This window comes from Cupriavidus sp. HMR-1 (genome assembly GCF_000319775.1).
Classification (GTDB): Bacteria; Pseudomonadota; Gammaproteobacteria; order Burkholderiales; family Burkholderiaceae; genus Cupriavidus; species Cupriavidus metallidurans.
The window spans coordinates 12432-26655 of the sequence record NZ_ANKP01000045.1 but is presented as its reverse complement, the minus strand read 5'-3'; the positions used below and the strand labels follow the sequence as shown (position 1 = coordinate 26655).

At 62.3% G+C, this 14224-nt stretch carries 13 protein-coding genes and 1 tRNA gene; all 14 read right to left on the bottom strand.

The features are described from left to right. Window positions 1–99: 99 nt before the first annotated feature. Window positions 100–591 (bottom strand): NADH-quinone oxidoreductase subunit NuoI, encoded by a 492-nt coding sequence (nuoI, locus tag D769_RS06670; RefSeq protein ID WP_008643353.1) that lies wholly within the window; start codon window positions 589–591, stop codon window positions 100–102. A 71-nt stretch (window positions 592–662) separates the two neighbouring features. Next, window positions 663–1727 carry an NADH-quinone oxidoreductase subunit NuoH gene (gene nuoH / locus D769_RS06665; protein ID WP_008643351.1) on the bottom strand — a complete coding sequence of 355 codons (1065 nt, stop codon included), beginning with the start codon at window positions 1725–1727 and terminating at the stop codon, window positions 663–665. A gap of 18 nt (window positions 1728–1745) precedes the next feature. Beyond that, window positions 1746–4118 carry an NADH-quinone oxidoreductase subunit NuoG gene (gene nuoG / locus D769_RS06660; RefSeq protein WP_008643349.1) on the bottom strand — a complete coding sequence of 791 codons (2373 nt, stop codon included), beginning with the start codon at window positions 4116–4118 and terminating at the stop codon, window positions 1746–1748. A 13-nt stretch (window positions 4119–4131) separates the two neighbouring features. Beyond that, complete coding sequence (gene nuoF / locus D769_RS06655; protein WP_008643347.1) at window positions 4132–5427, bottom strand: NADH-quinone oxidoreductase subunit NuoF; 1296 nt, start codon at window positions 5425–5427, stop codon at window positions 4132–4134. A 1-nt stretch (window position 5428) separates the two neighbouring features. Next, window positions 5429–5929 (bottom strand): NADH-quinone oxidoreductase subunit NuoE, encoded by a 501-nt coding sequence (gene nuoE, locus D769_RS06650; protein ID WP_008643345.1) that lies wholly within the window; start codon window positions 5927–5929, stop codon window positions 5429–5431. A 211-nt stretch (window positions 5930–6140) separates the two neighbouring features. After that, window positions 6141–7394, bottom strand: a complete 1254-nt coding sequence (locus D769_RS06645) for an NADH-quinone oxidoreductase subunit D (protein ID WP_008643344.1) — start codon at window positions 7392–7394, stop codon at window positions 6141–6143. A 9-nt stretch (window positions 7395–7403) separates the two neighbouring features. Further along, complete coding sequence (locus D769_RS06640; RefSeq protein ID WP_008643343.1) at window positions 7404–8003, bottom strand: NADH-quinone oxidoreductase subunit C; 600 nt, start codon at window positions 8001–8003, stop codon at window positions 7404–7406. Window position 8004: 1 nt separating this feature from the next. After that, window positions 8005–8487 carry an NADH-quinone oxidoreductase subunit B gene (locus D769_RS06635; RefSeq protein ID WP_008643342.1) on the bottom strand — a complete coding sequence of 161 codons (483 nt, stop codon included), beginning with the start codon at window positions 8485–8487 and terminating at the stop codon, window positions 8005–8007. Between the two features lie 6 nt (window positions 8488–8493). Next, window positions 8494–8853 carry an NADH-quinone oxidoreductase subunit A gene (locus D769_RS06630; protein ID WP_008643341.1) on the bottom strand — a complete coding sequence of 120 codons (360 nt, stop codon included), beginning with the start codon at window positions 8851–8853 and terminating at the stop codon, window positions 8494–8496. Between the two features lie 167 nt (window positions 8854–9020). Next, a tRNA-Leu gene (locus tag D769_RS06625) sits at window positions 9021–9105 on the bottom strand. 197 nt (window positions 9106–9302) lie between these two features. Further along, window positions 9303–9671, bottom strand: a complete 369-nt coding sequence (gene secG, locus D769_RS06620) for a preprotein translocase subunit SecG (protein ID WP_008643340.1) — start codon at window positions 9669–9671, stop codon at window positions 9303–9305. A gap of 50 nt (window positions 9672–9721) precedes the next feature. Then, complete coding sequence (gene tpiA, locus D769_RS06615) at window positions 9722–10459, bottom strand: triose-phosphate isomerase (protein WP_008643339.1); 738 nt, start codon at window positions 10457–10459, stop codon at window positions 9722–9724. A 126-nt stretch (window positions 10460–10585) separates the two neighbouring features. Next, on the bottom strand, window positions 10586–11590 hold the full coding sequence (locus D769_RS06610) for an NAD(P)H-quinone oxidoreductase (protein WP_008643338.1): 1005 nt from the start codon (window positions 11588–11590) through the stop codon (window positions 10586–10588). Between the two features lie 168 nt (window positions 11591–11758). After that, complete coding sequence (pnp, locus tag D769_RS06605) at window positions 11759–13936, bottom strand: polyribonucleotide nucleotidyltransferase (RefSeq protein ID WP_040010915.1); 2178 nt, start codon at window positions 13934–13936, stop codon at window positions 11759–11761. Window positions 13937–14224 lie beyond the last annotated feature (288 nt).

Here is a 14224-nt window from a genome sequence, read left to right as displayed (position 1 = left end):
CTCGCGGCATCCTTCTGTTGGCCCCTTGCGGGACCGATTCAATTTCGCTTTCGGGAGCCGGCGCCTCAAGCGCCCTGCTCCCGCCCTGCGTCGATACGCTTAACGGTACTTCGCGTCCGCAGCCTTGGCCGCGGCGATTTGCGGCTCGTAGCGGTCGCCCACGGCCAGCAGCATGTCCTTGGTGAAGTACAGATCACCGCGCTTTTCGCCGTGATACTCGAGAATGTGCGTCTCGACGATCGCGTCAACCGGGCAAGCTTCTTCGCAGAAGCCGCAGAAAATGCACTTGGTCAGGTCGATGTCGTAGCGCGTGGTGCGGCGGGTGCCGTCGTTACGCACGTCCGATTCGATCGAGATGGCCAATGCCGGGCACACCGCTTCGCACAGCTTGCAGGCGATGCAACGCTCTTCCCCGTTGGGATAGCGGCGCAGTGCGTGCAGGCCGCGGAAACGCGGCGACATCGGCGTCTTCTCTTCCGGGAACTGGACAGTGATCTTGCGCGCGAAGAGATAGCGGCCGGTCAAAGCCATACCCTTGAAGAGTTCCTTCAGGAGCAGGCTGTTGAAGAAGTCCTTGATGGCGAGCAGCATGACGATTGCTTCCTAAGTATTTCCGCGCGGCGCGCCCTGCCCCTGGCAGTGACGCACCATCGCCTGGCCTCTTAGTGCCAGATGTTCCACGGCGACTTGATCCAGATCGCCACAATGATCAGCCAAGCCACGGTCAGCGGAATGAAGATCTTCCAGCCCAGACGCATGATCTGGTCATAGCGGTAACGCGGGAACGAAGCGCGAATCCAGATGAAAACCGACAGCAGCAGGAATACCTTGATCACCAGCCAGAAGAAGCCCGGGATCGCATTGGTCAGCGCGCTCGAGAACGGCGGTGCCCAGCCACCGAGGAACATCAGCGAGGTCATCGTCGAGATGATGATCATGTTGATGTACTCGGCCAGGAAGAACAGCGCGAACGTCATGCCCGAATATTCGATCATGTGGCCGGCCACGATTTCCGATTCGCCTTCCACCACGTCGAACGGGTGGCGGTTGGTTTCAGCCACGCCCGAGATGAAGTACACGCCGAACATCGGCAGCAGCGGCAGCCAGTTCCACGACAGCAGGTTCAGGCCCATGTTGGCGAAGTAGCCGGTGTTCTGGGCGTTCACGATGTGCGACAGGTTCAGGCTGCCCGACACCATCAGCACGGTCACCAGGGCGAAGCCCATGGCGATTTCGTACGACACCATCTGCGCCGCGGCACGCATCGCACCGATGAACGCATACTTCGAGTTCGAGGCCCAGCCAGCCAGAATCACGCCATAGACGCCCACCGAGCTGATGGCCATCACATACAGCAGACCGGCGTTGATATCGGCCATCACCACTTCGGCCTGGAACGGAATCACCGCCCAGACAGCCACCGCGGGCATCAGCACCATCAGCGGAGCCACCAGGTACATGCCCCGGTTGATCTGCGATGGGAACATGACTTCCTTGAGCAGCAGCTTCAGCACGTCGGCGATCGGCTGCAGCAGGCCCAGCGGACCCACGCGGTTCGGGCCGATACGCACGTGCATCCAGCCGATCAGCTTGCGCTCCCACAGAATCAGGTAGGCCACGCACAGCAGCACCGGCACCACGATGAGCACCGCGCGGATGAGGATCCACAGCGGCGTCCAGTACATGCCGAAGATGTCGTGACCTTGCGAGGTAATCCAGTCGATCATGTTGCTTTCTCGCTCTTCTTATGCGGTGGCCGTCGCGGCCGCGTTGTTGCCGGCCGGCAGGTCGATGGCTTTCTCAACGGTGACATTGCCGAACAGCGCACCCAGCGTCACGGCAGCCTCTGTGGCGGCCGGCACGCGCACGGTGTTTGCCGGCAGCGTCGCTTCGAGAGCGGCCGGCAGCACCACGCTGGCACCATCCTGCATCACACGCACCGGATCGCCAGCCTGCACGCCCAGCTTGGCGAACAGATCCGACGACAGCGACACCTGCATCGCACGGCGCGCGGCGGCGGTAAGCTGCAGCGAGTCGGCACGGCGCACGATCGGGTCGGCGTGGTAAATCGGCACATCGGCGATACGCTCGACACCGTTGGCGGCAGCAGCCGTCACGCGGATCGGAGCATCGGTCGAGTTGTTCAGTTGCTCGGCGACCGGGCGAGCCAGCGCGGCATCGCGCACGGCTTCAGCCGTGTCGAAGTCGAAGCCCGGCACTTCCAGCAGGTTGCCCAGCACGCGCAGCACCTTCCAGCCCGGACGCGACTCACCCAGCGCGCGTACCACGCCGTTGAAGCTCTGCGCCTTGCCTTCGGCATTGACGAACGTACCTGCGGTTTCGGTGAACGGCGCGACCGGCAGGATCACGTCTGCGTATTGCAGCGCGGCTTCCGAACGGAACGGCGACAGCACCACAACCGTGCCGGCCTGGTTCAGCGCGGCCAGTGCCTTGCGGCCATCGGCGGCGTCGAACTCGGGCTCGGCGTTCAACACGATGTACGCGCGGCGCGGCGCATCGAGCATGGCCTGTGCGTTGGCACCGCCTTGCTGCGGCAGGGCGCCAGCAACATAACCACCGACCGTGTTGGCGGCCTCGGTCAGGAAGCCCAGCGTCGCGCCCGTTTCCGAGGCGATCCACTGCGCCAGAGCGTGCAGCGACGAGAACTGCGGGTGACGGACGGCTTCGTTGCCGAGGAACACCGCACGGCGCTCGCCCGACAGCAGCATATCGGCCACGGCCTTCGCGGCATCGCCACCGTCGAATCCTTCGGTACCGGCCGGAGCGGTCACGCCCTTGGCGGCGGCCACGGCACGGGCCACGCCGGCCAGTGCGGCGGTCCAGCCCGACGGGGCAGCATTGATACGCGCGGCGATCGGCATCAGCAGGTCTTCACCGCCCGCGCCAATCACGGCCACACGTGTACCCTTTTTCACGGCTTGACGCAGACGCGACGCCAGCAGCGGATGATCCTTGCGCAGCGACGAACCGATCACCAGCGCGCGTTGCAGCGTGCTGACGTCGGCCACCGGCATGCCGAGCCACGGCGCGCCCTTTAGTGCGGCCGAGAAATCGGATTGACGCAGGCGGAAGTCGACATTGTCGCTGCCCAGGCCACGGACGAGCTTGCCCAGCAGGAACAGCTCCTCCAGCGTGCTGTGCGGGCTGGCCAGCGCAGCAATCTGGTCGACGCCGTGATCGCGCTTGATGCTTGCCAGACCATTGGCTACGTATTCGAGCGCGGTCTGCCAGTCCGTTTCCATCCATTCGCCACCCTGCTTGAGCATCGGGCGGGTCAGACGGTCGGCGCTGTTCAGGCCTTCGTAGGCGAAGCGGTCCTTATCGGAGATCCAGCATTCGTTGATGTCCTCGTTCTCCAGCGGCACCACGCGCATCACGCGCTGGTTCTTGGTCTGGACCACGAGGTTGGCGCCCAGGCCGTCGTGCGGCGACACCGACTTGCGGCGTGCCAGTTCCCACGTACGGGCCGAGTAGCGGAACGGCTTGCTGGTCAGCGCGCCGACCGGGCACAGGTCGATCATGTTGCCGGACAGTTCCGAATCCACGGTCTGGCCGACGAACGTCGTGATTTCCGAGTGCTCGCCGCGGTTCAGCATGCCCAGCTCCATCACGCCGGCCACTTCCTGGCCGAAGCGCACGCAGCGAGTGCAGTGGATGCAGCGGGTCATCTCTTCCATGGAGATCAGCGGGCCCACATTCTTGTGGAACACCACACGCTTCTCTTCCTTGTAGCGCGACTCCGAACCACCGTAGCCCACCGCCAGATCCTGGAGCTGGCATTCGCCGCCCTGATCGCAGATCGGGCAGTCGAGCGGGTGGTTGATCAGCAGGAATTCCATCACCGATTTCTGAGCCTTCACAGCCTTCTCAGAATTGGTGAAAACCTTCATGCCTGGCGTCACCGGGGTGGCGCAGGCGGGCAGCGCCTTGGGCGCTTTTTCCACTTCAACCAGGCACATGCGGCAATTCGCCGCGATGGACAGTTTGCGGTGGTAGCAGAAGTGCGGGATGTACGTGCCCAGCTTCTGGGCCGCTTCCATCACGAGGCTGCCTTCCGCAACCTCTACCTTCTTGCCGTCGATCTCGAGTTCAACCATGTTCTGCCACGCTTCAGGAATAGGCCGGGACCATGCACTGCTTGTGTTCGACGTGATACTCGAACTCCTTCCAGTAGTGCTTGAGCATGCCGCGTACCGGCATCGCCGCTGCATCGCCGAGTGCGCAGATAGTGCGACCCATGATGTTTTCCGCGACGTTGTTGAGCAGGTCCAGATCTTCCTGGCGGCCTTCTCCGTGTTCAATGCGATTCACCATGCGATAGAGCCAGCCTGTGCCTTCACGGCACGGCGTGCACTGGCCGCACGATTCTTCAAAGTAGAAATACGACAGGCGCAGGAGCGAACGCACCATGCAGCGTGTTTCGTCCATCACGATCACGGCGCCCGAGCCCAGCATCGAGCCGGCCTTGGCGATCGAGTCGTAATCCATGTCCGATGCCATCATCAGGTCGCCCGGCACCACCGGGGCGGAGGAACCGCCCGGAATGACCGCCTTGATCTTCTTGCCACCGCGCATGCCGCCTGCGAGTTCCAGCAGCGTTGCGAACGGCGTACCCAGCGGGATCTCGTAGTTGCCCGGACGCTCGACATCGCCCGACACCGAGAAGATCTTGCTGCCGCCGTTGTTCGGCTTGCCCATCTTCAGGTAGTTCTCGGGGCCGACTTCCAGCAGGAACGGCACCGCGGCGAACGTTTCCGTATTGTTGATGGTGGTCGGCTTGCCGTACAGACCGAAGCTGGCCGGGAAAGGCGGCTTGAAGCGCGGTTGGCCTTTCTTGCCTTCCAGCGACTCCAGCAGCGCGGTTTCCTCGCCGCAGATGTATGCGCCGTAACCATGGTGGGCGTGCAACTGGAAGTTGAAGCCCGAACCCAGGATGTTGTCGCCGAGGAAGCCGGCGCGGCGCGCTTCTTCGAGGGCTTCCTCGAAGATCTTGTATTCATTCCAGATTTCGCCGTGGATGTAGTTGTAACCCACGGTGATGCCCATCGCGTACGCGCCGATGGCCATGCCTTCGATCAGCGCGTGCGGGTTGTAGCGAATGATGTCGCGATCCTTGAACGTGCCCGGCTCGCCTTCATCGGTATTGCAGACGAGGTACTTCTGACCCGGGAACGCACGCGGCATGAAGCTCCACTTCAGGCCCGTGGGGAAGCCCGCACCGCCACGGCCGCGCAGACCCGAGGCCTTGACGTCGGCGATCACCTGCTCGGGCGTTACCTTTTCCTCGAGAATGCGTCGGAGCTGCTTGTAGCCACCACGCTTCACGTAGTCTTCGAGGTGCCAGTTCTTGCCGTCCAGGCCAGCCAGGATCAGCGGCTTGATATGACGGTCATGCAGAGAGGTCATGTTACTTGTCCCCCTTGGCGGCGGCTTCGGACTTGAGCTCTTCGACCAGTGCGTCGATCTTCTGCTCGCTCATGAAGCTGCACATGCGGGTGTTGTTGACGATCATCACCGGTGCGTCGCCGCACGCGCCCATGCACTCGCCCTCTTTCAGGGTGAAACAGCCGTCGGCGGTGGTCTCGTTATAGTCGATCCCGAGCTTGCGCTTCAGGTATTCGCCAGCCCGCTCGCCGCCCGACAGCGCGCACGGCAGGTTGGTACAGACGGCGAGCTTGTGCTTGCCCACCGGCTTGGTGTCATACATGTTGTAGAACGTGGCCACCTCTTCCACCCACACGGGCGGCATTTCGAGGTAGCTGGCGACGAACTGCATGACTTCGGGGGAAACCCAGCCCACCTCGCCCTGTGCCACGGCGAGTGCCGCCATCACGGCCGACTGCTTCTGGTCGGCCGGATACTTCGCGATCGCGCGATCGATTTCCTTGAGAGCTTCTGCTGATAGCATGGTCATTGCAGTAATACGGCGAAGCCGCGCGGGGCTCCGCTAGTTTGCAGCCGTCGCTGCCATGTTCTGCCGGCCCGGACGCCCCTTCGCGTCCTTGCCGATCCGTTGCAGGCATTGCCTGCCGCCACCGTTACAGCCGGGGCCGGCCGAACACACCCGGAACGTCGTCCGGGCAACGGCCTGTGACGGGATACTCGTCTTCCGGTATCCCTTAGCGGTCGATCTCGCCGAACACGATGTCCTGTGTACCGATGATCGTGACCGCATCCGCAATCATGTGTCCCTTGGCCATTTCGTCGAGCGCGGCCAGGTGGGCAAAGCCCGGGGCACGGATCTTCAGACGGTACGGCTTGTTCGCGCCATCCGAAATCGCATAGATGCCGAACTCGCCCTTCGGGTGCTCCACCGCGGCGTAGGCTTCGCCTGCCGGCACGTGGATACCTTCGGTGAAGAGCTTGAAGTGGTGAATCAGCTCTTCCATGTTCGACTTCATGTCCACACGCGACGGCGGCGCCACCTTGTGATTCTCGGTGATCACCGGACCCGGGTTGCGACGCAGCCAGTCAATGCACTGCTTGATAATGCGGTTCGACTGGCGCATTTCTTCCACACGCACCAGGTAACGCGAATAGCAGTCGCCCGCCGTACCCACGGGGATGTCGAAGTCCATCTTGTCGTAGACCTCGTACGGCTGCTTCTTGCGCAGATCCCACTCGATGCCCGAGCCACGCAGCATCGGACCGGTGAAACCCATCTGCAGCGCACGCTCCGGTGTGACCACACCAATATCGACCAGACGTTGCTTCCAGATACGGTTATCGGTCAGCAGCGTCTCGTACTCATCGACATAGGTCGGGAAACGGTTCGTGAAGTCCTCGATAAAGTCCAGCAGCGAGCCCGAACGGGCTTCGTTCATGACCTTGATGGCCTTCTCGTTGTGGACTTTCGACGCGCGATATTGCGGCATCGTGTCAGGCAGATCGCGGTAGACGCCGCCCGGACGGTAGTAGGCCGCGTGCATACGCGCGCCCGACACCGCCTCGTACATGTCGAACATGTCCTCACGCTCACGGAACGCGTAGAGGAACACCGCCATCGCACCCACGTCCAGCGCGTGCGAGCCGATCCACATCAGGTGGTTCAGCAGACGGGTGATTTCGTCGAACATTACGCGGATGTACTGGGCGCGAATCGGTACCTCGAGGCCCAGCAGGCGCTCGATCGCCATCACGTACGCGTGTTCGTTGACCATCATCGACACGTAGTCGAGACGATCCATGTAGGGGACGTTTTGAATCCAGGTCTTCTGCTCGGCCAGCTTTTCGGTGGCACGGTGCAGCAGGCCGATATGGGGGTCGGCGCGCTGGATGACTTCGCCGTCCAGTTCAAGCACCAGACGCAGCACGCCGTGCGCTGCAGGGTGTTGGGGGCCGAAGTTGAGGGTGTAGTTCTTGATATCTGCCATGACGCGATCTCAGTGCTGCGTGCCGCCGTAGTTTTCCTCGCGAATCACGCGCGGCGTGACTTCGCGCGGCTCGATCGTCACCGGCTGGTAGATGACCCGCTTCTGTTCCGGGTCGTAGCGCATTTCGACGTAGCCCGAGACTGGGAAATCCTTGCGGAACGGGTGGCCGACGAAACCGTAGTCGGTCAGGATACGGCGCAGATCCGGATGGCCTTCGAACACGATGCCGTAGAAATCGAACGCTTCGCGCTCGAACCAGTTCACCGAGTTCCAGACGTTGATGACCGACGGCAGCACCGGGAAATCATCGTCCGGCGCGAATACGCGCAGACGCAGACGCCAGTTGTGCGTTACCGACAGCAGTTGGGAGACAGCGGCAAAACGCAAGCCATCCCAGGCGCCTTCGGCGTAGTCGGAATAGTCCACGCCGCACAGGTCGAGTAGCTGTTCAAAACGCAACGAGGGATCGTCACGCAGCAGACGCGCGACTTCGAGATAGTCGGCGGCCTTGACGATCAGCGTCAGTTCGCCGGTGGCCTCGATCAGGTTCTGCACGCGCTTGCCGAGGACCTTTTCGAGCGCAGCCTTGAGGGTATCCAGGTTCGCCATATCAGCCCTTGCGCGCGATGGTGTTGGTACGCTTGATCTTGTTCTGGAGCTGGATCACGCCGTAGATCAGCGCTTCCGCCGTCGGCGGGCAGCCCGGAACATAGATGTCGACCGGCACGATGCGGTCGCAGCCACGCACCACCGAATACGAGTAGTGATAGTAGCCGCCGCCGTTGGCGCACGATCCCATCGAGATCACCCAGCGCGGTTCGGCCATCTGGTCGTACACCTTGCGCAGCGCGGGGGCCATCTTGTTGCACAGCGTGCCTGCCACGATCATCACGTCGGACTGACGCGGCGACGGGCGGAAAATCACACCGAAACGGTCCATATCGTAACGCGCGGCGCCGGCGTGCATCATTTCCACTGCACAGCAGGCCAGACCGAACGTCATGGGCCACAGGGAACCCGTACGGGTCCAGTTGATCAGCTTGTCAGCGGTCGTCGTGACAAAGCCTTCGTTGAGAACGCCTTCGATTGCCATTTCACATCACTCCCAATCGAGCGCGCCCTTTTTCCAGATGTAGACGAAGCCCACGATGAATTCCAGCAGAAACACGCCCATGGCGATGAATCCCGGCCAACCGATGTCCTTGAGGGCGACGCCCCACGGAAACAGGAAGGCAGTTTCGAGATCGAACAGGATAAACAGGATGGCGATGAGGTAGTAGCGCACGTCGAACTTCATGCGCGCATCCTCGAACGCTTCGAAGCCGCACTCGTACGGCGACAGCTTCGCTGCGTCAGGCTTGTAGGGACCGAGAATTCGACCGATGGCCATCAGTGCCACACCGAGCACGACGCCAAAGACGATGAAGATGAGGACGGGGAAGTAGGCTTCGAGAGTCAAGATGCGGCCAGCCTTATCTGGAATGTTGTCAACAGCACCAGCTATAGCGGCGTCCTGTTGCCCACCCCAAGCGCCATCCCGTCATAGCTACGGCGCCGCCTTGCGGACTGCCGGAGGACATGCCGACGCATCTTGAGATGCGTAACACGAACTCCGATCAAGTTGTTTGGTGCCGACGGCGAGACTCGAACTCGCACAGCTTTCGCCACTACCCCCTCAAGATAGCGTGTCTACCAATTTCACCACGTCGGCTGGGGGAGAAACAATATTGCCTTGCGCTGGGTTTTTATACCCTCTGGAACGTCTGCCGAGGAGTCTGTCCTTCGGCTTTCGCCCCGTCGCTGGGGAATCGTTTCAAGCCCTGCATTCTAACTAGGATTCCCGATTTGTTCAATGCACAACTGCAAATAAAATCAGGAATCCGTGGACACACTGTTCAATTATTGCAATTACTTCGGCACAGCCGGACCCGCCGGGGCGGAGGCCGATGCTGCAGCTGCGGCAGGTGCGGAAGCAGGTGCCGCAGCGGCCGGCGCCGACTGCTGCGCCGCGCCCATCACGCCCAGGGATGCCGAGGGCTTGTAGTTGCCCAGCAGCGTCAGACCCAGGGTGCAGCAGAAGAACAGTGCCGCCAGAACGGCCGTGGTACGTGACAGGAAGTTCGCCGATCCGGTAGCGCCGAACAGACTGCCAGAGGCACCCGATCCGAACGCCGCACCGACATCGGCACCCTTGCCGTGCTGCAGCAGAACAAGACCGATCACGCCGAGCGCGGACAGGACCTGCACGATTACCAACAAAGTCTTGAAGATTGCCATTTGGTTAAAGTCGTTTCGAACTTGCCTGATCAGACAGTCGCGTCCGGCATTCAGGCGTTGCCGATCGCGAGGAAATCATCCGCTTTCAGGGAGGCGCCACCGATAAGCCCCCCGTCAATATCGGACATGGAAAACAATTCAACCGCATTGTCGGGCTTGACGCTGCCACCATACAGAATGGCCATGCGTGCCGCGACACCGACATCCTTCGCCGCGACCCGTGCACGCAGCGCTGCGTGAACTTCCTGGGCCTGCGCGCTCGTGGCCGTCTTGCCCGTGCCGATCGCCCAGACAGGTTCATAGGCCAGAACAATGCGACCCAGCTGTTCGATAGACAACGCATCGAGTACAGCCTGCAACTGACGGCCAACCACGGCTTCGGTCTGAGCGGCTTCGCGCTCAGCCAGCGTCTCGCCAACACAGACCACTGGAACAATGTCGAATTCCAACGCGCGCAGTGCCTTGGCAGCCACTACCGCGTCAGTTTCACCATGGTAGGTACGGCGCTCGGAATGGCCGACGAGCGCATAGCCGCAACCAAACTCACCCAGCATCGAGGCAGCCACTTCGCCGGTGAAGGCACCACGGGCCTCGGCCGACACATCCTGGGCACCCCAGGCAACCTGGGAACCGGACAACAGCGTCTGGCACTGGGCAAGATAGGGGAACGGCGCGCAGACCGCCAGCTTCGCACGCGCAGGTGCAGCCTTGATACCCTCAAGCAGCGCCGCGTTGGCGGCCAGGCTGCCATGCATCTTCCAATTGCCGATGACCAGCTTTTGTCTCACAAGGGCCCCCTCTTTAAATCAAACCGGCTATTGTAGCGTGGTCAGAAGGGGGCCGCCAGCGTGCGCGGGCAATCGCAGGCAATCCCGGACCGCAAGCGATCACGGGACCACAGCAAGAAGCATGGCTTACCAGGTCAGTACGATCTTGCCGATATGCTCGCTCGACTCCATGAGGCGATGCGCATCGGCGGCCTGTGCTGCGGGAAACACCTTGTGAATCACCGGCTTGATCTTGCCCGATGCCAGCAACGGCCAGACGTTCTGATGCAGCGCCTGCGCGATGGCGCCCTTGAACGAAGCCGGACGCGGGCGCAGCGTGGAACCGGTGACGGTAATGCGTCGACGCAGGATATCGCCAAGGGGGATTTCCGCCTTGCCGCCACCAAGCAGCGCGATGATCACGATGCGGCCGTCATCGGCGATGCACGACAGTTCACGCGCGAGATACGACCCCGCCACCATGTCGAGGATCACGTCGACGCCCTTCCCTTCGGTCAGCGCCTTCACTTCGGCCACGAAGTCCTCGGTCTTGTAGTTGATCGCGCGATCGGCGCCGAGCGCCTCACACGCCTTGCACTTGTCATCGCTGCCGGCCGTCACGAAGACCTTGAAGCCAAGTGCCTTGGCAATCTGGATTGCCGTGGTACCGATGCCGCTCGATCCCCCCTGGATCAGCAGCGTTTCAGCCGCACCACGCGGACCCTTGCCAAGCTGCCCACGATCGAACACGTTGCTCCACACCGTGAAGAATGTCTCGGGTAGCGCAGCCGCTTCGATATCGGTGAGGCCCTCGGGTACGGGCAGGCATTGCTCGATCGGCGCCGTGCACAGTTCGGCGTAACCACCGCCCTGCACCAGCGCACAGACGCGGTCGCCAGCCTTCAGGCCGAAGCGATTGGCGGGATGCGAAAGGTCTCCACCAACGACCACACCCGCGACCTCGAGCCCCGGGAGATCCGACGCACCGGGCGGCACCGGATAGTTGCCGGTGCGCTGGAACACATCGGGACGGTTGATGCCAGCAGCCGCCACACGAATCAGGATTTCACCGGCCTTCGGCTCCGGATCGGGACGCTGCGTTTCCTGCAGAACTTCGGGGGCGCCGTATTCACGGATCTCGATGGCTTTCATGATGACTCCTCATTAATGTCTTGGATTGCATCGCGCGCGATGGCGTTGCTGACGCACGTGTCGCAGGCGAACCGGATGGCGAACTGACCGGCAGTGTAAACAAAAAAGCGGCTGGACATCGCCAGCCGCTTTCATGGGTGCTACGCGGTGACCGCGTTCGCCGTCAGCTTACTGCTGCTGATCGGGCGATGCCGGGGCGGCAGGTGCCGCGGTCGGTGCATCGCCTTGCGCGATCGGGCTGATGCTGCCGCCCTCTTCGGCCAGCGCAGCCTTCAGGGACAGACGCAGACGACCCTTTTCATCGGCCTGGATCAGCTTGACGCGAACCTGTTGGCCTTCCTTGAGCCAGTCCTTGATGTCCTTGACGCGCTCGTTGACGATCTCGGAGATATGCAGCAGACCGTCCTTGCCCGGCAGGATGTTGACGATGGCGCCAAAGTCCAGCAGCTTCAGCACGGTACCGGCGTAGATCTTGCCAACTTCGGCTTCCGCGGTGATGCCTTCGATGCGGCGCTTGGCTTCGGCCATGCCGTCGGTCGACGTCGACGCGATCGTGATCGTGCCGTCTTCCTGGATGTCGATGGTCGTGCCGGTTTCCTTGGTCAGTGCCTGGATCGTCGAGCCGCCCTTGCCGATCACTTCGCGGATCTTATCCGGATGGATCTTCATCGTGATCATGCGCGGAGCGTGCGCCGACAGCTCGGTGCGAGCGTGACCCATCGCGCCTTGCATCGCGCCGAGGATGTGCATGCGGCCTTCGCGGGCCTGAGCCAGCGCCACCTGCATGATTTCCTTGGTGATGCCCTGGACCTTGATGTCCATCTGCAGCGCGGTGATGCCCGCGTCGGTACCGGCCACCTTGAAGTCCATGTCGCCGAGGTGATCCTCGTCACCGAGGATGTCGGTCAGCACGGCAAACTTGTTGCCCTCCAGGATCAGGCCCATGGCCACGCCGGCCACGTGCGCCTTCACCGGAACGCCAGCATCCATCAGCGCCAGGCAGCCGCCGCAGACCGAAGCCATCGACGACGAACCGTTCGATTCGGTGATTTCCGACACCAGACGGATCGTGTACGCGAACTCGTCGTCCTTCGGCAGCACCGGGATCAGCGCGCGCTTGGCCAGACGGCCGTGACCGATTTCACGGCGCTTCGGGCTACCAACGCGACCTGTTTCGCCGGTGGCGAACGGAGGCATGTTGTAGTGGAGCATGAAGCGGTCGCGGTATTCGCCGGCCAGCGCGTCGATGATCTGCTCATCGCTCTTGGTGCCGAGCGTGGCCACCACAAGTGCCTGCGTTTCACCACGGGTGAACAGCGCCGAGCCGTGCGCGCGCGGCAGCACCGACGAACGGATCTCGATCGGGCGCACGGTGCGCGTGTCGCGGCCGTCGATACGCGGCTCGCCAGCCAGGATCTGGCCACGCACGATCTTCGCCTCGAGGTCGAACAGGACGTTGCCCACTTCCACCTTGTCGGCTTCCACGCCGGCCTCGGCCAGTTGGGCCTGCACGGTTGCGTAGATTTCCTTGAGCTTGGTGCTGCGTGCCGACTTCTGACGCAGTTGGTAGGCTTGCTGCAACAGCGGCAGGCCGATCTCGCTGACCTTGGCGATCAGCGCTTCATTCTTCGGAGCCGGAGCCCAGTCCCACTCGGGCTTGCCGCCTTCGCGCACCAGGTCGTGGATCGCGTTGATCGCGATCTGCATTTGCTCGTGACCGTACACCACGGCGCCGAGCATGACGTCTTCCGACAGTTGGTGGGCTTCCGATTCCACCATCAGCACGGCACGTTCGGTACCGGCAACCACCAGGTCCAGATCCGACGTCGCGATTTGCGCGCGGGTCGGGTTCAGCAGGTACTGGCCGTCCTTGTAGCCGACGCGAGCGGCGCCAACCGGACCGTTGAACGGGATGCCCGAAACGGCCAGTGCAGCCGACGAAGCGATCAGCGCGGGGATGTCAGCCGGGATTTCCGGGTTGATCGACAGCACGTGGATCACCACCTGCACGTCGTTGTAGAAACCTTCCGGGAACAGCGGACGCAGCGGACGGTCGATCAGGCGCGAGGTCAGCGTCTCGTTTTCCGACGGACGGCCTTCACGCTTGAAGAAGCCACCGGGGATCTTGCCAGCAGCGTAGGTCTTCTCGATGTAGTCGACGGTCAGCGGGAAGAAGTCCTGGCCCGCCTTCGGGCTCTTGGCTGCCACCACGGTGGCCAGCACCACGGTGTCTTCCACGTCGACGATCACGGCGCCAGATGCCTGGCGTGCGATTTCGCCGGTTTCCATGCGGACCGTGTGCTGGCCCCACTGGAATTCCTTGACGATCTTGTTGAACATGGTCATGAGCGTTCCTTGATTTCATGCTTGCCGGCCGCACACATGCACGATCGGCGACGCCTGCGCTCGCAGCGGCAGGCGAACTGCCGGAGGTAATCCGGTCCGCAGTCCCAGGGAAGTGCTATGCCATTCCATCGCGCCACCGTCCGTGAAGGCACGTGGACGATGCAACCCGCGATGGAATGACACAAAACCCCGTTTCCTTGGTGCCGACTCCAGTGTCAATGCGCAAAAATGCGCGATAAAGAGCGAGGTAACTTACTCCGTCGCACGACTTGGCGCAACGGCGCCGGG